We start from the raw sequence: 23,116 nt of genomic DNA, 5'->3' as shown, positions 1-23,116 counted from the left end.
ATTGCTGAAACAGTCAACGCGAGCACTCACCTATAACTCAACACCCGCCCCTGTGGGCTGACGACAAACTTGCGCACGTCGGAAAAGCCCGGCGGGCGTTGTTCTTCCAACACCTGAAAGGGGCGCTGGGGCAGGATGATGGACCGTTCGATGCCTGTCGCGCCGCTGTCCGATCCATCCGGCGAAAAGGGGTCCAGCGCGTAGACCTCGCGTTGGACCGAGCCGAAAAAACCGGACTTTTCCTGACGCACGTCCTTGCTTAGCAGCTCTTCGGTCGTCCAGACCAGCGCCCAGTCTTGGCCCTCGGGCGCGCGGGCCTGTTCCAGCACCTGGCGGATCGGCCCCGTTTGCCGGGTGAAGGCGTGTGAATACATCGGCCCCAGATGAAACCGCCGCAGCCGTTTGGGGTGCAGATCACTGAAATCCTGATCGAACCCCTGCGCAATCGTGACCAGCTTCAGCCCAGCAAAGGACTGGGCCATCAGATGCGACTGCACCTCGGGCCAGCGCCGCTGATCCTTGGGCAAGGCCACGCGGCCGGTATCCTCGACCTCCATCAGGTAAATCGTAGGCAGGTTCTGCTGGCTGTCATAGACCGCCCAATGCACCAGAAAATCGCGCCGTCGGTCGTGCAGGTTACGCTGCCACAGTGCTTCGGGGTCGTTGCGGGCCCAGAACAGCTCGCCCTTCAGAAGTTCTTCGTAGTAAAGACGCTGGCTCAGCGCATATTGCAGCTTTTCCGGGATCGACAAATCGCCCACAATCTGGCGGATCATGTCATCTTTCAGCGCGTCGGCATCGGGCATATTGCGCAGATGCCGTTCGGCCTGCTGGGCATCGCTGGCCATGGTCAGCAGTTCCTGAAACACCGGAAACCCGCTTTCATGCCGGTCAAAGGTCAACTGCCCCGCCCGTTCGATCCGGCCCGCAAACAGATACTTGTTGCTGAGCGCGCGGAAGGTAAAGGTCAGCCCCGCCAGATACCGCCCCAGGATCGCAACATCAGCCTTGGACAGGCGTCCCTCAACCTCCATCGTGGCGGCCACACGGGTCAGATGGGTGGTGATCGCATTGAACTTACTGAAATACCGCCGCACGACGCGGGTGTCGTCCAGCTGATGGTGATCCAGTTTCAGGGCGTCTTTAGTCATTGTCAGTCAACGCCTTTTGATCTGTGCGCGAACGTCGCCTGGGCATGAAGTAGTCGATCCCCTCAACCAATTGCTGCGTCATATCCCGCGGCAGAACCCCCCATAAAATCCGCAAAACGCTCAGGAAAATCGACAGAAACAAGGTTCCGAAACCCGCAAAGGCGATGCTGCCCACAAAAGCCACCACAGCCGCCGCAGGCATCCATTCCATATCATTGACATAAACACCCCAGAGCGTGCCCAGAGCTGAAATCGACAACACGATTGCGACGAAGATCAGGAAATATCTCACGATGCTCCATTTCCTGTTGTGTCCACCTGAAGCCAGCGGTCAAACCGCGCGGATAGTAATTCGACTTTAGGAAACCAATAACCAAGACCCCTCAAAACAGTCGGTGCAAATGCAATCGTAAAAAACGCAGTTATGATCAATGCAAGCGACACCATTAAGATAAAACTCAGAAACGATATTCTGACGACCTCTAAACTGAAAACAAGCGATACCATCACGGCACCACCCAATAATGTCAGCCGGAACAACATCTTGAAGCGGCGCGACGAGGTATCGTGGTCAGCCATTCCGAACCTTTTTGAAACCACCAAGTAAAACAAAGGCAACAAGGCCGCTTAGAACTATAATCGCGAGCAGATAGCCTGTGACCTTCTCAAGATAATATACGAACCAACTGACATCAGTCCAAACCAGTTGACCTGATGGTGTCTGCGTGGCGGCACCCCCAGCATCCCGATAAACGAAAGCAGCTTGACCGTTTTCAACGCGCGCATCAATCACAACGCCACCCACCAAAAGATGCGAGATAACGAAGAAACCAAGAAGAGACAAAACGTGTAGCTGCCAGCGACTATTTGATGCTGCGTCTTGGCCTATCGGTGTTTCAGTTTCACGCATTCTTGTTCAATTCAGTGTCGTTCTGTCCCGGACGTGATCCGGGACCCCATGGCGCAAGATCCGAGGCCCCGGATCACGTCCGGGGCCGCAACAGATCAAGATTGCGCCCCGTAAGCGTTCTTGTCGTGTTTTTCGACGATCTTCTCGAACCGTCGCATGAAGCGTTCGTCGGCTTTGGCTTTGGCCTCCAACACCTCGCGGGCGAAGATCATGTGGTCTTCGTGGGCCTCCATCATCTCGGCCATCCGCGCGTTCGTTGCCGCACCGATACCGGCCATCGCGGATTGCGCTTCCTGGTCGGTCTGCACGCCGATTTCGTTGATGCGGTGGGCCACGTCCTGCTGCTGCGCGGTTTTCAGCGATTTGGTCAGCGCATCATACAGAACGACCCGCTGTTTCGTATCTGTCTGCAGCTTGTTGATCAGCACCATCTGCGTCGCTGCCTGGTTCTGCAGCGAATCCGTCCAGGTTTTGCCCTTTTCGATATAGCGTTCCAGCGTCTGCGATTCGGCCAGTTTCACCTGTTCCTGCTGGACCAGTTCGTTATAGCGCGTGTTCAGTTCGGCCAGTTGGGTTTCCAGCTGGGTGCGCGTGGCGGCGTCCTGTTCGACGGATATCTTGTTTTCCAGCTCGATAATCTGCGGGTCCATCGACTGGATTTCAGTCTTGACCGACTCAAGCTCACCCACGACGGTTTCGCGTTCTTCCAGCGTGACGGTCAGGTTTTTCTCGACCTTGTCTTTCTGGGTGTTCAGGGTGTCCAGCTGACCCTCCAACAGTCTGACGATCACGTCGGATTTGCCGATCAGATCCTGCAGCTTGTCATCAATGCTGGCGGTGCGCATCCGTTCCTGACGCATCGATTCCGCCTTGGCCTTGGAAAAAATGCCGACAACGCTTTCCCACCCGGTTTTCGACCGCATTTCGTCGAAATCCTTGGAAAAGCCCGCCGTCACATCATCAAGGCCCATGATCAGTTCAGCGATATTGGCATTCATCAATTCGGTATGCTGATGCACGTCGTCCAACGAGGCGTTTTCGATATCGATATTGATGTCCTGACCCGATTTCATCTTGCCGCGGGCGGTCTCAATCCGGCTTGTCAGCTCGGCAATTTTATTCTGGGCATCTGCAACCTCTTGTTGCGACTTGCGAATCTGGGCGTCAAAATCTGCCATCTATGTATCCTCATCTCCAAAATGCTTGCGCTATATATGGTGGCATTTATCCGCGCCCGCATGACATTTCACTGCGAAAAACCGCCAGTGTGGCTTTTCTGTTGCTAACTATACCGTAAAGATATCACGTCGGTATCACAAATTTGGACAACACACAGATGACCAAAACCCCCGTAGAAATTGATGTCTATTGCGGCACGTTTGCCAGTCAGCCGCTGGTCTATGCGCATCTGGCCGATATCACCGCGCCGGGGATCATCGATCTGGACCATGTCGAGGTCATCTGCCGCACGAATCCCGCTCCGCGTCTGTTGCATTTCTTTGATCAGCCCGCATCCAACAGGATCGAAGATGCGATGGGCCTGAACGATACCTGTGTGCTGGTCTTGCCCGGGGCGGGGGTGAGCGCCGAGCACCTGAAAACCAGCCCCCTGCTGACGCGGCTTTTCACCTTCATCGGGCACCGGCATCGGGCCGCGCCATGAAACCGGGCCCACGCAATCTGATCACGGATGTCGCGGGGTTGCTGGTTGGCCACGCGCAGGATGACACCATCAAAACCGGCTGCACCGTTCTGACCGCGGGCCGTCCCTTCGTGGCCGGTGTGCACATCATGGGCGGCGCACCGGGCACGCGAGAGACCGAGCTGCTGGCGCCCGACAGGCTGGTGCAGGAAGTCGATGCGCTGGTCCTGTCTGGCGGATCGGCCTTTGGGTTGGATGCGGCTTCGGGCGTGGCGGATGGGCTGCGGGCGATGGGTCGGGGGTATGAGGTCGCCGGTCAGCGTGTGCCCATCGTGCCGGGTGCGATCCTGTTTGATCTGTTGAACGGCGGGCAGAAGGATTGGGTGGAAAACCCTTATCGGCCGCTAGGTCGCGCCGCCCTTGATGCGGCCGCCTCGGATTTCGCCCTTGGCACGGTGGGCGCAGGCACTGGTGCGACGACGGCTAATCTGAAGGGCGGGCTTGGGTCGGCCTCGGCTGTTCTGGACAGCGGCCTCACCGTCGGCGCCCTGGTTGCGGTCAACGCTGTGGGGTCCGTCACGGTGGACAACACGCCACATTTCTGGGCCGCCCCGTTTGAGATCGACGATGAATTCGGCGCCCTTGGCCCCACAACACCGCAAAACCCGTCGCAATTCCCACGCACCAAACTTAGCCCCCGCGCTAACACAACCATCGGCATCGTTGCGACAGACGCCGCCCTGACCCAGGCACAAGCGACCCGAATTGCTATCGCAGCCCATGACGGGTTGGCCCGTGCGATTGTGCCCGCCCACACGCCCTTTGACGGTGATCTGGTCTTTTCGGCGGCCACAGGCACCAAACCTGCCAGTGATCTGGACCTGCTGGACATCGGCCATGCGGCCGCAACAACCATGGCCCGTGCCATCGCACGCGGCGTTTTCAGTGCCACTTCCGCGCCCGGCGATCTGTTGCCGTGTTGGCAAAATCCCGACACATAATCCTCAATGCGCATTTTTCACGTGTCATGGGCCTTTTCGCGCCGCACAGGCCTGCGTATAAAGACGTCTAATCAGATCAACGGGGCAGAGTCGCCCGCGGGCACGGAATTGGGGTAGGTAAAAAAATGTTGGGATTGGGTGGCGTCTTTTCGTCGGACATGGCCATCGACCTGGGCACAGCGAACACGCTGGTCTATGTCAAGGGCAAGGGCGTAATTCTAAGCGAACCGTCGGTGGTGGCCTATCAGGTGAAAGACGGGGTGAAAAAGGTTCTGGCCGTGGGCGAAGATGCCAAGCTGATGCTGGGCCGGACCCCCGGCAGTATCGAAGCGATCCGCCCCATGCGCGACGGTGTGATTGCCGACTTTGATGTCGCAGAAGAGATGATCAAGCACTTCATCCGCAAGGTGCACAAACGCACGACCTTTTCCAAGCCCAAGATCATCGTCTGTGTGCCCCATGGGGCCACTCCGGTCGAAAAGCGTGCGATCCGCCAGTCGGTGCTGTCGGCCGGTGCGCGGCGCGCGGGGCTGATTGCCGAACCCATCGCAGCGGCCATCGGCGCGGGCATGCCGATCACGGATCCCACCGGCAACATGGTCGTCGACATCGGTGGCGGCACCACCGAAGTTGCGGTTTTGTCACTAGGCGACATCGTCTATGCCCGCTCCGTCCGCGTCGGTGGTGACCGCATGGACGAGGCGATCATCAGCTACCTGCGTCGCCAGCAGAACCTGCTGATCGGCGAGGCGACAGCGGAACGCATCAAGACCTCAATCGGCACAGCCCGGATGCCCGACGATGGACGCGGCGCCAGTATGCAGATCCGGGGACGCGATCTGTTGAACGGTGTGCCCAAGGAAATTGAGATCAGCCAGGCCCAGGTCGCCGAGGCGCTGGCCGAACCCGTCCAGCAGATTTGCGAGGCCGTCATGACCGCGCTAGAGGCCACCCCCCCCGATCTGGCCGCCGACATCGTGGACCGCGGTGTGATGCTGACCGGGGGTGGCGCGCTGCTGGGTGAATTGGATCTGGCGCTGCGCGAACAGACGGGCCTGGCCATTTCGATTGCCAACGAAAGTTTGAACTGCGTGGCGCTTGGCACCGGCAAGGCGTTGGAATACGAACACAAACTGCGGCATGTCATTGACTATGACAGCTGATTTTCTTTGGTTTTGATCCCGCGACCGGTCTAAAGTGCGGGTAATCCGGGTCACCGCTAGGGGAAACCCATTTGGCAACTGAGAAAAGCGCATCCGAGCTCTATTTCCGCCCCGTCCGGCGTTTGCTGGTCGGGCTGACGCTGGCTGTGCTGGTCGGCATCTTCATTCTGTGGCGCATCGACAGCCCCCGCGTGGAACGGCTGCGGGCCGATATCACCGACCGGTTCGTACCGAATTTTGACTGGATGATGGCGCCGGCAACGGGGGCTGCGAATATTGCCAGCGACTTTCAAAGCTATCAGAAAATCTATGAACAAAATCAGGAACTGCGGCGCGAATTGCAGCAGATGAAAGCCTGGCGCGAAGCGGCGCTGCAGTTAGAACAGGAAAACGCGCGCCTGCTGGATCTGAACAACCTGCGGCTTGACCCAAAGCTGACCCATGTCACCGGCGTGGTGATGGCTGACAGCGGATCCCCCTTTCGCCAATCGGTCCTGCTGAACGTGGGATCGCGCGACGGGATCATTGATGGCTGGGCCACGATGGATGGCATCGGACTGGTCGGGCGCATTTCCGGGGTAGGGCGCAACACGTCGCGGGTGATCCTGCTGACCGACAGCCACAGCCGCATTCCGGTGACGATCCAACCGTCGGGGCAACGCGCCATTCTGGCCGGGGATAACGCCGCCACACCACTGGTTGAATTTCTGGAAAGCCCCGATCTGGTGCGGGCTGGCGACCGGGTTGTGTCGTCAGGCGACGGCGGCATCTTTCCCGCCGATCTGCTGGTCGGACAGGTGGCCTTTGACCCCGATGGCCGGATGCGCGTCCGGCTGGCAGCGGACTACGAACGCCTGAAATTCCTGCGCATCCTGCGCAGCCGCCCCAGGGAACCGATCCAGGATCCCGGTTCTTTACTGCTGCCCGTGCTGCCGCCGGTGTCCGGCCCCCAACCCCTGACCGAGGAGTTGGCAGATGGTTGAAACACCGCTTTCGCAAAAACTCGGATACTGGCTGCTTTATATCTGCATTGCCTGCGGTATTGTTGTGATCCAGCTTTTGCCGCTGCAATTGTCGCCAATCAGGCTATTCAGCGAACTAAGGCTGGGCTTTCCATTGTCAGGCCAGTCCTTGCCATCACTGACCGCCTCAATCCGATCCTGGCTGACCCCGGATATCTTGCTGGCGATCACCTGTGCGTGGATCATGCGCCGCCCGGATTATGTGCCGGTGATCCTGGTGGGCGTCATTTTTCTGCTGGCCGACCTGCTGTTGCAACGCCCGCCGGGTCTATATGCGGTGATTGTCATTCTGGGCACCGAATTCCTGCGCACCCGCGCGTTTGAGCTGCGCAACGGATTCTTTATCGCAGAATATCTGACCGTAGCCGCCGTGATCTATATGATCGGGCTTTTGTATTTCTTTGCCTGTTCGATCACGATGATCGTGCGTCCCGATTTTCTGTTGCTGTTTATCCAGTCGATGACAACAGTGGCACTTTATCCGCTTGTTACTTTTGTATCGCGCGCGGTCTTTGGCATTTACCATATTGGTCCCGGCGGCGGGGACGAGGCCAGAGGGCGGCTATGAAACAGACAGCGCGGGATATGGCGATGAGCACAAAGACAATCACCCGGCGCGGGCTGTTGCTGGGGGGCGCGCAGATCGGATTGCTGGGCGTTCTGGGCTGGCGGATGCATGATCTGCAAATCCGGCAATCGGATCAGTTCCGCCTGCTGGCCGAAGAAAACCGCATCAACATGCGCCTGATCCCGCCATCGCGCGGGCTGATCTTTGACCGCAACGGTCTGCCCCTGGCAATCAACGAACAGAACTACCGCGTGACACTGGTGCGCGAAGATGCAGGCGACGTCGAAGCGGTGCTGCACCGGCTGGCGCAGATCGTGCCGTTGACCGATCAGGAGATATCCGAGGCGATATCCAATGCAAAGCGCCGCAGCCCCTTTGTGCCTGTGACGATCAAGGACTGGATGACCTGGGAAGACATTGCCGAAGTTTCGGTCAACGCCCCCGTCCTGCCCGGCATCACGGCCGAGGTCGGGTTGTCGCGTCATTATCCCTATGGTCAGGAAACAGCCCATGTGGTGGGTTATGTCGGGCCGGTCAGCGATTATGATCTGGAACGGCTGGAAAACCCCGACCCGTTGTTGCAGATTCCGCGGTTTCAGATCGGCAAGACCGGGGTTGAGGCCCGGTGGGAAGAACGCCTGCGCGGGTCAGCCGGCACCAAACGGATCGAGGTCAACGCCGTCGGCCGCGTCATGCGCGAACTGGACCGGAACGAAGGCGATGCGGGCCAAGATTTGCAACTGACGCTGGACACGTCCCTGCAGAACTACGTCGCCGAACGGCTGAAGGGCGAAGCGGCATCCGTTGTGGTGATGGACTGCGCGACAGGTGATATTCTGGCGCTATGCTCGGCACCGTCTTTTGATCCCAATCAATTCGTGCGCGGCATTTCCAGCCAGAATTACAATCTGTTGCGCGACAACAAATACCGGCCCTTCCGCTGCAAAGCCGTGCAGGATGTCTATCCGCCCGGATCGACCTTCAAGATGATCACTGCGCTGGCCGCAATTGAAGCCGGTCTGGTCACACCCGAGGAAACCGCCTGGTGTCCCGGACATATGGTCGTGGGTACCGGCGGTCAGCGGTTCCACTGCTGGAAGGGCGGCGGACATGGCCATGTCGATCTGCACAAGGCGCTGAAAGAAAGCTGCGATGTTTATTTCTATGATATCGCACAGCGGGTCGGTATCGACAAAATCGCTGAAATGGCCCGCAAGCTGGGTCTGGGCACCCGCCACGACATCCCCATGCTGGCCGTCGCCGAAGGTCTGACCCCCGACAAGCAGTGGAAGCGGTCTGTGCGGGGCGAAATCTGGCGGATCGGCGATACGGTCAATGCCTCGATCGGGCAGGGTTATGTGCTGGCCTCGCCCCTGCAACTGGCGGTAATGACGGCGCGGCTGGCAACGGGCCGGTCGGTGGAACCGCGCCTGATCAAGTCTGTAAACACCGTTGAAACGCCCCTGGACGAACAGCCGGATCTGACCATATCGCCAAGCGGTTTGCGGTACATTCGCCGGGCCATGTACGCCACCTCGAACGACCGCAAGGGCACCGCCTATGGATCGCGTATCGTGGCCGACGAATTCCGCATGGCAGGCAAAACCGGCACCAGCCAGGTGCGCCGTATCACGCTGGAAGAACGCCGTCAGGGCATCACCCGGAACGAAGACCTGCCCTGGGAACGCCGTGACCATGCGCTGTGGGTCAATTATGCACCCTTTGAAAACCCGCGCATCGCAGTCGCAGTCGTTGTCGAACACGGCGGTGGCGGATCACGCGCCGCGGCCCCCATCGGGCGTGATGTGACCCTGCGCGCGCTTTATGGCGATCTGCCCCCGGTCGAGGCTTATCCGACCAAGGATCGGGATCGCATCACCGAAATGCACCGCCGGATGAGCCTGCGTGATTTCGATACAAGCCCCCCCAAAAGCGACCGCGCATGAGCTATCTTGAGTACAACGTCAAAACTGTCCCCACGGGCATCCGCAAGGTTCTGTATCTGAACTGGCCGCTTGTGCTGCTTTTGATCACGGTGGCCAGCTTTGGGTTTCTGATGTTGTATTCGGTTGCGGGCGGGTCTGTGTCGCCTTGGGTCGAACCGCAGATGAAGCGCTTTGGCATGGGACTGGCGCTGATGTTCATCGTTGCGATGGTGCCGATCTGGTTCTGGCGCAATATGGCGGGGCTGGCCTATGCGGTATCGCTGGTGCTGCTGATCATGGTTGAGTTTTTTGGTGATGTCGGCATGGGCGCACAACGCTGGATCGATCTGGGTTTTATGCGCCTGCAACCGTCCGAGTTGATGAAAATCACGCTGGTGATGCTGCTGGCGGCCTATTACGACTGGCTGCCGGTCAACCGCGTGTCGTCACCGCTGGCGGTCCTGATTCCCGTTCTGCTGATCCTTCTGCCGGTGTTTCTGGTGCTGCGGCAACCCGATCTGGGCACGTCGCTGCTGCTTTTGATGGGTGGAGGCATCGTGATCTGGCTGGCCGGTGTGCACTGGGGCTATTTCGCGGCGATTTTCGCGTCCGGCGTCGGGCTGGTGACAGCGGTCTTTGCCAGTCGGGGGACGGCCTGGCAATTGCTGGAGGACTATCAATACCGACGCATCGACACCTTCCTGAACCCCGGCACTGATCCGCTTGGCACTGGCTATCACATCACACAGTCGAAAATCGCGCTTGGGTCCGGTGGGTTTTCCGGCCGAGGTTTCATGGAAGGCACCCAATCGCGCCTGAACTTCCTGCCCGAAAAGCACACCGACTTTATATTCACCACCCTGGCCGAGGAATTCGGCTTTGTCGGCGCCTTTTCCCTGCTGGTGCTGTACAGTCTGATCCTGATTTTCTGCTGCGTGTCGGCGTTCAATAACAAGGACCGCTTTGCATCGCTGCTGACCCTTGGCATCGGCGGCACGTTCTTTCTGTTCTTCGCCGTCAACATGGCGATGGTCATGGGTCTGGCGCCGGTCGTGGGCGTGCCCCTGCCGCTGGTCAGTTACGGCGGATCGGCGATGCTGGTTCTGATGGTGGCCTTCGGCCTTGTGCAAAGCGCCCATGTTCACCGTCCGCGTCAGGGATAATCGATGATCAACGTGTTTTTCGCCGCCGCCCCGGCGCGCTGGCCAATCTATGAAGACGCCCTGCGCAAGGCTTTTGCCGAGGCCGGGCTGACGGTTGACCTGTCACTGGATCATGCGCCCGATCAGGTGGATTATATCATCTATGCGCCCAATTCCGGTGTGACTGATTTCACCCCCTTCACACGCGCAAAGGCGGTGCTGAACCTGTGGGCCGGGGTTGAAAACGTCGTGCATGATGAAACGCTGAATATCCCGCTGGCGCGGATGGTCGAAACGGGCCTGACCGACGGGATGGTCGAATGGGTCACGGCCCATGTGCTGCGCCACCATATCGGGATCGACACCAATCTGCGGCGACAGGATGGTGTGTGGCGGCAAGAGGTCCCGCCGCTGGCCAAGGATCGCAGGGTGACCATTCTGGGCCTGGGCGAACTGGGCGCGGCCTGCGCGAAAATGCTGGTGCAGTTGAAGTTCGATGTTAGGGGCTGGAGCCGCAGCGCCAAGTCCATCGAAGGCGTACACTGTTTTTCAGGCGACGAACTGGATCAGGCGCTGACCGGCACGGATATTCTGGTGCTGCTTTTGCCGTTGACGCCCGCGACCGAAGATATCCTGAACGCGGACCGGATCGCATTGCTGGCAAAAGGCGCTGTCGTTCTGAACCCCGGCCGCGGCGCGCTGATCGATGACGATGCCCTGCTGGCCGCACTGGACAGCGGGCATCTGAAACATGCAACATTGGACGTATTTCGCACCGAACCCCTGCCTGCCGATCATCCGTATTGGAGCCACCCCAAGGTCACCGTCACGCCCCACGTCGCATCCGAAACCCGCGCCGAAACCTCATCACAGACGATTGCTGAAAACATCCGGCGGGCTGAGGCCGGATTGCCCCTGCTGCACATCGTTGACCGCGACCGCGCCTATTAGGCCACGCCCGTTGCCCCACGACCGAACCGGTGGCGGGGGGATGTGTATCATCTAAGTAAGAAAGGCGGCGCCGCCCGCTTTGGGCTGGTTTGCCAGATCGGGGTCGCTACGCCCCCACCTTTTGATCTCATGCATGATTTTGCAGGTGGCCCGTGCTGCGGGGTGTCAGTCCGAAACACGATGTCTGAAAACCATTTTAGTCCGACGTCGTGGGATGGGGTTTTAGGCCAAAGATGCTAACAACGGATTGCAGTTGCGTACGGTGGGATTTGAGTATTTGTGGAACAATAATGACAATACCCGCTTTATTGTTCCATAAGTACTCCGGGGGAGCGCCAACGGCGCGGGGGCAGAGCCCCCGCCATACTACCTTAAAATCGGTGGTTTGTCCGGATCGGACCCCGGCGGTTTCGGCTTATACTCTTCGGGCGCAGGATCGGGCAGGTCAAACCGCAGGCCGACCTTGGCCAGCCGTGCCGCCATCCCATCACTGGCGGCGAAAAAGGCCACGTCCAGCATGCCTGCTTCGACGCCGCTAAACGTCAGCGCCTCGGCCACGGCCTGGGCCAGCGCGGGTTCGGCGTCGGGCGCAGGATCGATAAAGGCCAGCATGTGTCCGGCCACGCCGGTGTCATAGATCACCTGCACCAGATAGGCGGAATGTGCGCGGCCCGCGGCCAGCGCCAGTTTGGTGTCCAGGCCGGTGATCAACCCCTCGGGCAGGCCGGCAGGCGGCTTCAGCTCCTGCGGCCGCGCCTGCAGCTCTTCGGGCGCGTTATCCAGTGTTGCAACCACCCATGCGATCACATCCGGCGGCAGCAGATATTCCGAGGGCGCCCCCAGGTTCAGACCAAGCCCCAAGCTCTGCCCCTGCAGCATCCCGACCAAGGCCCGCCCGGACAGCGCCACATAAGGTGACGTCTGACCGGCAAACGCCGCCAGCCGTTCTTCCAGATCGAAGGCCAGAACAAAGCCGGTGCCTTCGACCTCAAACAGGCTGGGGCTGATCTGATCGCCCACCGGCTCGGCCTCAAGCAACACGAACAACTCGGCATCGACCAGCCGTTCGTAGAACCGCAGGCGGTCGGCATCGCTGTGCTCAATCGCTGCAAAAGCCACATCAAGCGGCGTCTTGTTCGTCATTCAGAACCTCACGCACACGGGTCTGCAGAACGCGCAGCAGCTGTTCCTCAAACCACGGATTTTTCTTCAGCCACGCCGTATTGCGCCACGACGGGTGAGGCAAGGGAAAGATGCGCGGTGCATGTTCACGCCAGCCCTGCACCGTCTCGGTCACAGACCCGGGCTGATCCAGATGATACTTCTGCGCGTAGCCGCCGATCAGCACGGTCAACCTGATCTGCCGCAAGCCTTTCAGAATATTCGCCCGCCAGGTTTTCGCGCAAATGGCCGGGGGCGGCAGGTCGGACCCGGCCGCGTTATACCCAGGAAAGCAGAAGGCCATCGGCACGATCGCCACGCGGGTCCGGTCGTAAAACTCGGCATCCGTCATCCCCAGCCACTGCCGCAACCGCTTGCCCGACGCATCCCAGAACGGCGTATTCGCCTGATGCACACGCATTCCCGGCGCCTGACTGGCAATCAGGATACGCGCCTGGGGCTGAAACCATACAACGGGATTGGGACCATGGGCTGTGGCGGTTTCGGCAAAACGGTCTTTGCACAGGGTGCAGGCCCTTAGGTCTTCGATCAAACGCTCCATCACCCTATATGTGGCAGGGCGTCGCGGGATAGCAACGGCCAGGCATTGCGATGCCCCGAAATTATGCTAGGTCAGGCGGCAGGTCAAAAGGAGCAGGCATGGAAAAACAGATCAACCCGACCGTGAAGATGGTTCTGGAACTGGGTCCGCCCATTCTGTTTTTCATCATCTACATGCGCCTGCGCGATCAAAGTTTTACCTTTGGCACAGTCGAATATTCCGGCTTTATCGTGTCCACCCTGATCTTTGTGCCGATCCTGCTGACCGCGATGGCGATATTGTGGTGGCTGACGGGCAAACTGTCGCGGATGCAGATTTTCACCGCCATCATGGTGATTTTCTTTGGCGGGCTGACGGCCTGGTTCAACAATGAGGCGTTCTTCAAGATGAAGACCACGCTGGTCTACGGCGTTTTTGCGGGCATTCTGGGCATCGGGCTGCTGCAGGGCAAAAGCTATCTGCAGTTTGTCCTGTCCGAGGCGCTGCCGATGAAGGACGAAGGCTGGATGATCTTCACCAAGCGCCTGACGCTGGCTTTTGTGGTGCTGGCCGTCGCCAATGAGATCATCTGGCGCACGATGTCGACCGATCTGTGGGTCAAGATCGAAACATTTGGCTTTCCGCTGGCGACGCTGGCCTTCCTGTGGTGGCAGATCATGGCGCTGCAGGATTATATTGAGATGGATGATCAGAAGTAGAATTGTTTACCACATAGACTGAGGGCAGCGCCGACCCGAAGGGGGCGCAAACGCGCCGCCCTGGGGGGCGGGTCGGCGCGGCCCGGTGGTGCCCACCGGGCAGGTTTCTAAACCAAACCTATTTCAACGGATCATCACTCACCCCTTGCCCCACGCCATTCCCCGGGTGTTAATACATGCCAGCGTTTGGGAGGACGGATATGAGCTACAAGGCCCTTTATAAAAGCTGGCAAGACAACCCCGCGGCATTCTGGATGGGCGCGGCGCAGGCGATTGACTGGGTCAAACCGCCCTCAAAAGCGCTATTTGATGACAAGGCGCCGTTTTACGAATGGTACGCCGACGGACAGTTGAACGGCTGCTGGAACGCCGTTGACCGCCATGTGCAGGCCGGCCGCGGCGATCAGGCGGCCATCATCTATGACAGCCCCGTCACCCAGACGAAACAGCAGATCACCTATGCCGAATTGCAAACGCGCGTCGCATCGCTGGCGGGTGCGCTGCGTGCCAAAGGCGTAGAAAAGGGCGACCGCGTTCTGATCTATATGCCCATGGTGCCCGAAGCGGTCGAGGCGATGCTGGCCTGCGCACGCCTGGGCGCCATCCATTCGGTGGTCTTCGGCGGTTTTGCGGCAAATGAACTGGCCGTCCGAGTAGATGACGCGCAGCCCAAATGCATCATCGCGGCGTCCTGCGGGATCGAACCGGGGCGGATCGTGCACTATAAACCGCTGCTGGACGGCGCGCTGGACATCGCCAGCCATCAGCCCGATTTCTGCGTAATTTTCCAGCGCGATCAGGAAGTGGCCAAACTGGAACCGGGCCGCGATGTCGATTGGCACGCGTTTCAATACGGCGTCGACCCCGCCGAGTGCGTGCCCGTCGCGGGCAACCACCCGGCCTATATCCTTTATACCTCGGGCACGACGGGCCAGCCCAAGGGCGTCGTGCGGCACACGGCCGGGCATCTGGTATCGCTGCACTGGACGATGAAGAACATCTATAACGTCCAGCCGGGTGGTGTGTATTGGGCTGCCAGCGATGTGGGGTGGGTCGTGGGTCATTCCTATATCTGCTATGCGCCGCTGGTCCACGGCAACACGACCGTCATCTACGAAGGCAAGCCCGTCGGCACCCCCGACGCCGGGGCCTTCTGGCGGATGATCGAGGAATACAAGATCAAGTGCCTGTTCACCGCACCCACGGCGTTCCGCGCGATCAAGCGTGAGGACCCCGAAGGCAAACTGATGGGCGACTATGATCTGTCCAGCCTGCAAAGCCTGTTTCTGGCGGGCGAACGCGCTGACCCCGACACCATCGAATGGGCGCAGCGCCATCTGGGCGTGCCGGTGATCGACCACTGGTGGCAGACGGAAACCGGCTTTGCCATCGCAGCCAGCCCCTTGGGGGTTGAGGCGCTGCCGGTCAAGATCGGCTCGCCCTCGGTCCCGATGCCGGGCTATGACGTCCAGATCCTGGACGAAGGCGGACACCCCGTGGCACCGGGTGAACTGGGCGCGATTGCCATCAAACTGCCCTTGCCCCCAGGCACCCTGCCCACGTTGTGGAACGCGGCCGAGCGGTATCAGAAAAGCTATCTGGACCAGTTCCCCGGCTATTACGCAACCGGTGATGCGGGTATGAAGGATGAGGACGGGTACCTTTACATCATGGCGCGCACCGATGACGTGATCAACGTGGCCGGGCACCGCCTAAGCACGGGCGCCATGGAAGAGGTCCTGGCCGCCCACCCCAACGTCGCCGAATGCGCGGTGATCGGGGTCAAGGACGATCTGAAAGGCCAACTGCCCCTTGGTTTTCTATGCATGAATGCAGGCGCCAACCGGGATGAGGCCGAGGTCACGGGCGAAGTCATCAAACTGGTCCGCGACAAAATCGGCCCCGTCGCGGCCTTCAAACTGGCCGTGGTGGTCGACCGGCTGCCCAAGACGCGATCCGGCAAAATCCTGCGCGGCACGATGGCCAAGATCGCCGATGGCGAAGACTACAAAACGCCCGCAACCATCGACGATCCGGTGATTTTGGATGAGATCACGTCAGCCTTGCAGCGGGTGGGATATGGCGGGCGGTGATTACACAAAAGGTGCAATCATCAGATCGGTGAGGTCCCGGATCAAGTCCGGGACTGCGCGGGGCCATTCCTAGGACGCCGACCCAAACGCTGCTTCAAGGGCGATTTGGACCATGTCGCCGAAACTGGTCTGGCGGTCTTCGGATGCCATCGCTTCGCCCGTCAGCAGGTGATCTGATACCGTCAGCACCGCCAGCGCGCGGCGTTTATAGCGGGCGGCCAGGGTATACAACTCAGCCGCCTCCATCTCGACCGCCAAAATGCCGTGGCGCGTCATTTCTTCGTTCAAATCGGGCCGTTCGTCATAGAACACATCCGACGAATAGATACCGCCCACATGGGTCGTCACATCGCGCGCCTCGGCCGCCGCAACGGCCCCGCGCAGCAGCCCCCAGTCGGCGCAAGGCGCATAGCTGAGGTCCTTGAAAATCCCCCGCGACGGTGTCGACATGGTCGAGGCCGTCATCGCAATCACCACATCGCGCAGCTTGATGAAATCCTGCATCGCGCCCGTCGACCCGATGCGGATCAGCGTTTGCACATCGTAATCGCGGATCAGCTCATTGGCGTAGATCGACAGCGACGGCATCCCCATGCCCGACCCGTGGATCGTCACGCGGTGCCCGTTCCAGGTGCCGGTAAAGCCCAGCATCCCGCGCACCTCATTCACCAGCACGGGGTTGTCCAGAAATGTCTCGGCGGCCCATTTCGCCCGCAGCGGGTCGCCCGGCATCAGAACCGTTTCCGCGATATCGCCGGGCTTTGCGCCGATATGAATGCTCATGAAAAATCCCCCTTGGTTTGGCGCAAGATAGCCCATCAATCGCTGGCCGCAATGGCTTTCGCCGGTTACACTGGCATCGAAACGGGGGACTAAGATGATCAGATTGCACACTCTGCTTTTCCTATTGCTTGTTGGGTCAACAGCCCAGGCCGAACCGCGCGCATTGGACCAGACGCTGCAGGATGCCTTCGCGGCCAATGAATTGCCCGGACTGCACAGCGCCCTGATTGCCGTGGGCGACAAAACCCTGGCCGAGGTCTATTTTACCGGCGAAGACGAACGCTGGGGTCAGCCTATCGGCCCGCGTGATCATGGACCGGACACACTGCATGACCTTCGATCGGTCACGAAATCCATCGTTGGGCTGCTATACGGCATCGCCCTGGCCGAAGGCAAAGTGCCCCCCGTCGATCACGGCCTGATTGCGCAGTTTCCCGAATACACCGACCTGAACGCCGACCCGCAGCGCCGCGCGATCCTGATCGAACATGCGCTGACGATGCAGATGGGCATCGAATGGAACGAAGACCTGCCCTACACCAACCCGCTGAACAGCGAAGTCGCGATGGAGCTGTCGGACGACCGCTATCGCTATGCGCTGGACCGGTCCATCACCGGCGCGCCGGGCGAAGCTTGGGTCTATAATGGCGGGGCCGTGGCCCTGATCGCCAAGCTGATTGCCGATGGCACGGGCCAGCCGATTGACGCCTATGCACAGCAGGAACTGTTCGCGCCCCTTGGGATCACGCGGTTCGAATGGGTGCGGGGCGCGGATGGGGAACCGTCAGCGGCCTCTGGCCTGCGCCTGACCGCGCGCGATCTGGCCCGGATCGGGCAGATGATCAATCAGGACGGCATGTGGAACGGCCAACAGATTGTGCCGAAAGACTGGTTTGAGGCGTCATTCACCCCGCATGTCACCACATCGCATGGGCTGCGATATGGCTATTTCTGGTGGCTGTCCGACCAGGGTGACCCGCCCATCTGGATGGCCGGGTTCGGCAACGGCGGGCAACGGCTGACCGTGCAGCCCGACGTCGATTTCCTGACGGTCGTCTTTGCGGGCAACTACAACGATCCAATGGCCTGGCAACTGCCTGTCAAAATCATCAGCGATTTCGCCGTCCCCGCCGCAAGACGGGAATTGGGGTCAGAGTAATTCCACCCCTTAGTCAGCACGGAATCAAGGACCAACGGCCCGCCGTGCCAGCGCCGGACCGGCCCAATGGGCCGGCGCTTTTGTGGTTTATTGACAAAGCCATTCATCGGATGTGATTGGCAGCCATAAATCGCAACCGCGGGAAATTCGGCGGCGCCGTCCCCCGGTCCTCCGCTGGGACGGCTCGCATCGAGTGCAAAATCATGCAGACCAGCGCGTTACCCTTAATGATAGCCTGCCTATATCACCTCAGCCGGATCACAGGCGCGGGGCCAAGCGGGATCGGGCCAAAGAACATGGTGCCGTTCTGAAAGGTCATCGGCACATCTAAGCTGTTGGGATTACCCGATAATCCCGCCAAAATCTGCAGGGCATTTTCGATGGTGGGCAGGATATCCTGCGGCACGAAACCGGCCTGAACGGCAACGCCCAGGATTTCGCGCCAGTTTTCAGCCTTAATGTGAATCCGCCCGTCCGGCACCCCTTGGTCGTCGATATCTACCCGCCCCGTCGCGCGCAGCTCCAGATCGCCCCAGTTCGCCCGGATCAGCTCAACATCAAAAAATGTAGGCTGCGGCCGGGCCTGCTCCACCGCAAATCTGTCCCAGGGTTTATCAAATCCGGCGGTCATATCGACCTGCATCATCTGAATATCGTCTGGCAGCAAACCCGCCGGATCAAGCCGCCGCTTCAGCTGGCGATCCAACACCAATTCGGTCAATTCTGCTTTGATATCATGGGCATCGGGCACAGCTTCCGCCTGCGCCGTTGTAAAATCACCCACTGCAAACCGCGACTGCCAGCCCTGCGACGACCTAATCTGCATGTTGCGCACCGACACCGATGACAGATCCAGTGTCAGGGATGGACCAGGCTGAAAACCGACGCTGGCCTGCATCACCTCGCTTTGTAGATCAAGCGTTTCATAGGGCGACGCCAAACTTTGCCGGTCTGCAAAGACCACATCGATGTAGCTGGGTGTATAGCTTTGGGCCTGAAACTGAAACGACGGCGCCGTCCAGGCCAGACCGGTTTCGGGGTCAGCCAGCTGGATGTTTTCCAGCATCGTATTGAAAGACAACGGAAAACCCGTGGTTTGAACATCAGCGTCCGCAACCCAACCTTCGGTCCGGCGGTCTTCCAGCCAGGTGTTTGCCCCCTGCTCAATCGCGGTGGACACAACAAACCAGTACCCGCCATAAAGTACGGCCACGATGATAAATATTCTGATGGCCCCACGCATTTTGGCCCCTTTCGTATTCAACCCCTTTGGTGTTTATAGACCCAAATGGATCGGGACCAGAAAATATGACATTGTGGGTTTTCGGCTATGGGTCGCTGATGTGGAACCCCGGTTTTGATGTGGATGAACGGGTCATTGCCACTCTGCACGGATTTCACAGGTCATTCTGCATGCGGTCGATCCATCATCGCGGCACTGTCGAAAAGCCGGGGCTGGTTCTGGCGCTGGATGCGCTGAAGGATGCGACATGCGACGGACTGGCCCTGCGGGTGCCGGACGATCAAGCTGACCAGACGTTGGATTATCTGCGGGAACGTGAACTGATTTCGTCTGCCTATGTGGAAAAAACACTTGATTTACAACTGCGTGATCGGCGCCATGTGCAGGCGGTCAGCTATGTGGTTGATCCGCATCACGTGCAATATTGCGGCGGACTGGCGCTGGAGGAACAAGCGCGGATTATTGCCACTGCCGTCGGCGGGCGGGGGCCAAACACCGAATATCTGTTCAATACAGCAGCACATTTGACCGAATTGGGCATAGAAGACACGGACCTGACATGGTTGTCACAACGTGTGCGTGCATTGGTCTGATAGTGCTTGGCGAAGCCGCATGGCTGGCGTAGGTTAAGGCGAAAGAAGAAACTGTGTCAGGATAAGTCCACATGGACATCACCGACCGCGAGGCCGAGCCGTATTTTTCCCGCCCGATCCGCCAGATCTTTCTGATGCTGGTGACCCTTGGGCTTGTGGGCGCAGGTGCTTATCTGGCCTATCCCAGTGTTGCGCCGGTTTTTCTGGCCAATCCCTATCTGAACGGCTTTATCTTTCTGGTTTTTGTCATAGGGGTCTTTGCCTGTTTCTGGCAGGTATTTCAATTGTCATCCTCGATCGCCTGGATCGAAGGATTTGCCGCCCACCGTACGGGCCATGAAATCACGACGCCGCCGCAATTGCTGGCGCCCGTGGCCGCCATGCTGCGCAGTCGTGGGGTGAATATGAAAGTGTCGGCGATGTCGACGCGGTCGCTGCTGGATTCGGTGGCGACACGGATCGACGAAGTCCGTGAAATCACGCGATATATCGTTAATCTGCTGATTTTTCTGGGCCTGCTGGGCACGTTCTATGGCCTTGCGACCACGGTGCCTGCGGTGGTTGAGACCATCCGGTCGCTGGCCCCGCAGGAAGGCGAAGGCGGGGTTGAGATCTTTTCGCGCCTGATGGGCGGGCTTGAGGCGCAGTTGGGCGGCATGGGCGTTGCCTTTGCCTCGTCCCTGTTGGGGCTGGCGGGGTCGTTGATTGTCGGTTTGCTGGAGCTGTTCGCAAGTCACGGTCAGAACCGCTTTTACCGCGAGCTTGAGGAATGGTTGTCGACCTTTACCCGCGTTGGATTTTCGGCTGGCGATGGCGACAGCGGGTCTGAACAGAATTTCATGGCGGGTGTGCTGGATTCGATGTCGGAACAGATGGAACACATGCAAGCCGTCTTTGCCGCGTCCGAAGAACGACGGATCGCGCTGGATGATAAACTGAACCGGCTGGCCGACGCAGTTGAGGCATTGGCCAGTCATGTCGATAGCGACAATCTTGTGCAGGCCACCCTGCTGGCCAAACTGGAAGAGGGCACAGATGGCGATGGGCTTGATACCGAAGCCCGCATGCGTCTGCGGTCCATCGATACGCATCTGCTGAAAATCCTGGAAGAGCTGTCAAGCGGTCGTCAGGAATCCATGATCGATCTGCGCGGCGATCTGGCCAATCTGACCCAGACCATCCGCAAGGCCGCCCAAGGCGAGCGCAGCTAGATGGCCCTGTCACGGCGTACCGGACAGCGGTTCCAGGCCTCGATCTGGCCGGGGTTTGTGGACGCGATGACCGCGCTTTTGCTGGTACTGATGTTTGTTCTTACGATCTTTATGATCGTGCAATTCATGCTGCGCGAAACGATCAGCGGTCAGGAAAGTGAGCTGAACGAACTGGCAAGTGAAGTGATCAGCCTGTCCGACGCCCTTGGGGTGGAACGCACCCGGACCGAGGATCTGGAAAATCAGCTTGGGCTTTTGACGACTACATTGGCAGATACGCAGGATGCTTTGGAAACGGCGCAGGGTCAGATCACGTCGTTTGAGGCACGCGTCGCGGGACTGTTGTCGGAACGGGATGAACTGACCGGCGCGCTGGTGGCCGCACAGGAAGAAATCGATGCGGGACAAGAGGCCGCGCGTCTAGCTGCGGCCCGGCGCGAGGCGTTAGAGGCCTTGATCGCCAATCTGGAAGGCGATCTGCAATCCACGCAAGAGGCATTGTCTGATGCCGAAGCCGCACGTCTGGCCGATGCAGCCGCCGCCGCGGCGTTGCGGGAACGACTGGAAGGCGCCGAAGATGAGCTGACCGCCATGACCCTTTCGCTTGAGGAAGAACGCAGGCGGGCCGAGGAAACGCTGACCTTGCTGGCCGCCGCGCGCAATGCCGAAGAAGAGGTGCAATCCGAGTTGGATCGGCGAGAGGCGTTGCTGGCCGTTGCGAATGATCGTCTGTCGGAAACCGAGGCGCAGTCCGCCGAAGATCAGCGCAAGCTTACCTTGATGAACCGGCAACTTGCTGCCCTGCGGGAACAAATGTCGACGCTGCAGAACATCATCGATGCCTCGGCCGAGGCAGATCTACAGGCGAATGTCCAGATCGAGGCGCTTGGAAATCAGTTGAACGCCGCACTGGCTCGCGCCGCATCCGAAGAACGTCGTCGGCGTGAGCTGGAAGAGGCCGAGCGTAGACGGCTTGAAGCCGAAGCGCAGAACCTTGAACGCTATCGGTCTGAATTCTTTGGCCGCATGCGCGATCTGATCGGCACGCAGGAAGGTGTGCGGATCGTCGGTGACCGCTTTGTCTTTTCGTCCGAGGTTCTGTTCCCCCCCGGCAGCGCGCGTCTGTCGCCCGCGGGACGGTCTGAGATTGCGAATGTCGCACGTCTTTTGCGGACGATTTCTGATGAAATCCCGACAGATATCGACTGGGTGCTGCAGGTCGACGGCCACACCGACAACGTGCCCATATCGGTCAGCAGCGCCTTTGAGGACAACTGGGAGCTTAGCCAGGCCCGCGCGCTGTCGGTCGTTCGGCTGATGTCCGAAAACCTGGGCATCCCGCCCAATCGCCTGTCCGCAAACGGTTTCGGTGAATACCAACCCATCAACCCCGCCAACACCCCCGCCGCCCGCGCCCAGAACCGCCGGATTGAGCTGAAGTTTACTGAGAAGTAGATTTGGGCAAGTGGCGCTTGGGGATTGACTAAGCAGCGGTAACTATTTTGCTGATGACCCATCAGACAGATTGAGCAAGCGGGTATTCCCCATCACGTCCAACGCAACGATATCGCCTGACACCTTATAGCTCCACGGTGGCTCAACGAATGTCGACCAGAGTTTTTCGCCTTCTATGGTCCATACGCCAAATTCTAATTCTGCGGACATCAAGACGTATGGGCCCGACCTATGCAGTTCCCAAAAACAAAGATCACAGCTATCTTCCCAAAGGCGTTTTTGCTTGCCGATGTCGTAGCAAAGCAAACGATCCCCGGCCCCTATGAAAAGAATATTGGTTTCTGGAACAATTAAAATGCCTGGCGTTGCCCCCCATTCATTTTGATATTTTTGGACAATGACTGTCGAAGGCCAATCGCTGGCAGCTTCGACATTAGATATTGCAAGAAAGAAAAACTGGCCTGCTGGATTATGGATATCGATCTGATCAATGAAACGCGCGTGTTTAAGATAGTCAGGATATAGATCTGGCAATTCTTTATCCTGTATCCAAAGCGTCCAACCGGAAATTTCTATTGTATGCAATGTGCTTATCCCACGATGCCCGTCAGTCTGCGGCCTTTACTTATCAGGCTATTGTCAGCGACTTCCACAACATAAAAAAAGCCCCGGATTTACTCCGG

Annotated in this window: 24 protein-coding genes; 14 read left to right on the top strand and 10 right to left on the bottom strand. The window is 59.1% G+C overall.

What is annotated here, in order from left to right; all coding sequences use genetic code 11:
* Positions 1–26: 26 nt before the first annotated feature.
* From H7848_RS13860 to H7848_RS13840, 5 genes are all read right to left on the bottom strand, one after another.
* Positions 27–1,151, bottom strand: a complete 1,125-nt coding sequence (locus H7848_RS13860) for a hypothetical protein (protein ID WP_208352567.1) — start codon at positions 1,149–1,151, stop codon at positions 27–29.
* Complete coding sequence (locus tag H7848_RS13855) at positions 1,144–1,443, bottom strand: hypothetical protein (protein WP_208352565.1); 300 nt, start codon at positions 1,441–1,443, stop codon at positions 1,144–1,146. Before H7848_RS13855 ends, H7848_RS13860 begins: the two co-directional genes overlap by 8 nt.
* The gene (locus H7848_RS13850; RefSeq protein WP_208352562.1) at positions 1,440–1,730 is read right to left on the bottom strand and encodes a hypothetical protein; all 291 of its coding nucleotides are present in this window, start codon (positions 1,728–1,730) and stop codon (positions 1,440–1,442) included. Before H7848_RS13850 ends, H7848_RS13855 begins: the two co-directional genes overlap by 4 nt.
* Positions 1,723–2,061: a hypothetical protein gene (locus tag H7848_RS13845; protein ID WP_208352560.1), complete on the bottom strand. Its 339-nt coding sequence runs from the start codon at positions 2,059–2,061 to the stop codon at positions 1,723–1,725. The genes H7848_RS13850 and H7848_RS13845 overlap by 8 nt, the downstream gene beginning before the upstream one ends.
* Before the next feature lie 95 nt (positions 2,062–2,156).
* Positions 2,157–3,239 carry a coiled-coil domain-containing protein gene (locus H7848_RS13840; RefSeq protein ID WP_208352557.1) on the bottom strand — a complete coding sequence of 361 codons (1,083 nt, stop codon included), beginning with the start codon at positions 3,237–3,239 and terminating at the stop codon, positions 2,157–2,159.
* Between the two features lie 158 nt (positions 3,240–3,397).
* On the opposite strand from H7848_RS13840, the gene H7848_RS13835 reads away from it, so the two are divergent.
* From H7848_RS13835 to H7848_RS13800, 8 genes are all read left to right on the top strand, one after another.
* The gene (locus H7848_RS13835; RefSeq protein ID WP_208352554.1) at positions 3,398–3,724 is read left to right on the top strand and encodes a hypothetical protein; all 327 of its coding nucleotides are present in this window, start codon (positions 3,398–3,400) and stop codon (positions 3,722–3,724) included.
* The gene (locus H7848_RS13830) at positions 3,721–4,704 is read left to right on the top strand and encodes a P1 family peptidase (protein ID WP_208352551.1); all 984 of its coding nucleotides are present in this window, start codon (positions 3,721–3,723) and stop codon (positions 4,702–4,704) included. The genes H7848_RS13835 and H7848_RS13830 overlap by 4 nt, the downstream gene beginning before the upstream one ends.
* A 125-nt stretch (positions 4,705–4,829) precedes the next feature.
* Entirely contained in the window at positions 4,830–5,867 is a 1,038-nt protein-coding gene (locus tag H7848_RS13825) for a rod shape-determining protein (RefSeq protein WP_208352548.1), read from the top strand.
* A gap of 71 nt (positions 5,868–5,938) precedes the next feature.
* Entirely contained in the window at positions 5,939–6,850 is a 912-nt protein-coding gene (gene mreC, locus H7848_RS13820) for a rod shape-determining protein MreC (RefSeq protein WP_208352546.1), read from the top strand.
* Positions 6,843–7,457: a rod shape-determining protein MreD gene (locus tag H7848_RS13815; RefSeq protein ID WP_208352544.1), complete on the top strand. Its 615-nt coding sequence runs from the start codon at positions 6,843–6,845 to the stop codon at positions 7,455–7,457. The genes mreC and H7848_RS13815 overlap by 8 nt, the downstream gene beginning before the upstream one ends.
* A complete protein-coding gene (mrdA, locus tag H7848_RS13810) occupies positions 7,454–9,403 on the top strand; it encodes a penicillin-binding protein 2 (protein ID WP_208352542.1) in 1,950 nt (649 codons plus the stop codon). The genes H7848_RS13815 and mrdA overlap by 4 nt, the downstream gene beginning before the upstream one ends.
* Positions 9,400–10,545 carry a rod shape-determining protein RodA gene (gene rodA / locus H7848_RS13805; RefSeq protein ID WP_208352538.1) on the top strand — a complete coding sequence of 382 codons (1,146 nt, stop codon included), beginning with the start codon at positions 9,400–9,402 and terminating at the stop codon, positions 10,543–10,545. The genes mrdA and rodA overlap by 4 nt, the downstream gene beginning before the upstream one ends.
* A 3-nt stretch (positions 10,546–10,548) precedes the next feature.
* Positions 10,549–11,475: a 2-hydroxyacid dehydrogenase gene (locus tag H7848_RS13800; protein WP_208352536.1), complete on the top strand. Its 927-nt coding sequence runs from the start codon at positions 10,549–10,551 to the stop codon at positions 11,473–11,475.
* 366 nt (positions 11,476–11,841) lie between these two features.
* Here H7848_RS13800 and H7848_RS13795 read toward each other — a convergent pair whose 3' ends face one another.
* Together H7848_RS13795 and H7848_RS13790 are read right to left on the bottom strand one after the other, a co-directional pair.
* Positions 11,842–12,618 carry an SseB family protein gene (locus H7848_RS13795; RefSeq protein ID WP_208352534.1) on the bottom strand — a complete coding sequence of 259 codons (777 nt, stop codon included), beginning with the start codon at positions 12,616–12,618 and terminating at the stop codon, positions 11,842–11,844.
* The gene (locus tag H7848_RS13790; RefSeq protein ID WP_208352533.1) at positions 12,596–13,198 is read right to left on the bottom strand and encodes a uracil-DNA glycosylase family protein; all 603 of its coding nucleotides are present in this window, start codon (positions 13,196–13,198) and stop codon (positions 12,596–12,598) included. The genes H7848_RS13795 and H7848_RS13790 overlap by 23 nt, the downstream gene beginning before the upstream one ends.
* Positions 13,199–13,296: 98 nt before the next feature.
* Here H7848_RS13790 and H7848_RS13785 point away from each other — a divergent pair, with 98 nt between their 5' ends.
* Positions 13,297–13,896, top strand: coding sequence for an inner membrane-spanning protein YciB (locus tag H7848_RS13785; RefSeq protein ID WP_208352532.1), 600 nt, complete (start codon positions 13,297–13,299; stop codon positions 13,894–13,896).
* Positions 13,897–14,096: 200 nt separating this feature from the next.
* Entirely contained in the window at positions 14,097–15,989 is a 1,893-nt protein-coding gene (locus H7848_RS13780) for a propionyl-CoA synthetase (RefSeq protein ID WP_208352530.1), read from the top strand.
* Between the two features lie 69 nt (positions 15,990–16,058).
* Here H7848_RS13780 and deoD read toward each other — a convergent pair whose 3' ends face one another.
* Positions 16,059–16,772, bottom strand: a complete 714-nt coding sequence (deoD, locus tag H7848_RS13775; protein ID WP_208352528.1) for a purine-nucleoside phosphorylase — start codon at positions 16,770–16,772, stop codon at positions 16,059–16,061.
* A 94-nt stretch (positions 16,773–16,866) separates the two neighbouring features.
* Between deoD and H7848_RS13770 the strand changes: the two genes are divergently transcribed.
* On the top strand, positions 16,867–17,931 hold the full coding sequence (locus H7848_RS13770; protein WP_208352525.1) for a serine hydrolase domain-containing protein: 1,065 nt from the start codon (positions 16,867–16,869) through the stop codon (positions 17,929–17,931).
* 244 nt (positions 17,932–18,175) lie between these two features.
* Here the strand turns inward: H7848_RS13770 and H7848_RS13765 are convergent, their stop codons facing one another.
* The gene (locus H7848_RS13765) at positions 18,176–19,174 is read right to left on the bottom strand and encodes a DUF2125 domain-containing protein (RefSeq protein ID WP_208352523.1); all 999 of its coding nucleotides are present in this window, start codon (positions 19,172–19,174) and stop codon (positions 18,176–18,178) included.
* A gap of 65 nt (positions 19,175–19,239) precedes the next feature.
* On the opposite strand from H7848_RS13765, the gene H7848_RS13760 reads away from it, so the two are divergent.
* The 3 genes from H7848_RS13760 to H7848_RS13750 all read left to right on the top strand — a co-directional run bounded on the left by H7848_RS13760 (position 19,240) and on the right by H7848_RS13750 (position 22,433).
* Positions 19,240–19,767: a gamma-glutamylcyclotransferase gene (locus H7848_RS13760; protein ID WP_208352520.1), complete on the top strand. Its 528-nt coding sequence runs from the start codon at positions 19,240–19,242 to the stop codon at positions 19,765–19,767.
* A 71-nt stretch (positions 19,768–19,838) separates the two neighbouring features.
* The gene (locus H7848_RS13755) at positions 19,839–20,978 is read left to right on the top strand and encodes a biopolymer transporter ExbB (RefSeq protein WP_208352518.1); all 1,140 of its coding nucleotides are present in this window, start codon (positions 19,839–19,841) and stop codon (positions 20,976–20,978) included.
* Positions 20,979–22,433: a peptidoglycan -binding protein gene (locus H7848_RS13750; RefSeq protein WP_208352516.1), complete on the top strand. Its 1,455-nt coding sequence runs from the start codon at positions 20,979–20,981 to the stop codon at positions 22,431–22,433.
* Between the two features lie 42 nt (positions 22,434–22,475).
* On the opposite strand, the gene H7848_RS13745 is transcribed toward H7848_RS13750, so the two are convergent.
* Complete coding sequence (locus H7848_RS13745) at positions 22,476–23,018, bottom strand: hypothetical protein (protein WP_208352514.1); 543 nt, start codon at positions 23,016–23,018, stop codon at positions 22,476–22,478.
* Positions 23,019–23,116 lie beyond the last annotated feature (98 nt).

This window comes from Pseudaestuariivita rosea, assembly GCF_017592335.1.
In the GTDB taxonomy this organism is placed as follows: domain Bacteria; phylum Pseudomonadota; class Alphaproteobacteria; order Rhodobacterales; family Rhodobacteraceae; genus Parasulfitobacter; species Parasulfitobacter rosea.
Note: the sequence above shows the minus strand (reverse complement) of the source record. Positions and strands in the feature narration are given on the sequence as shown.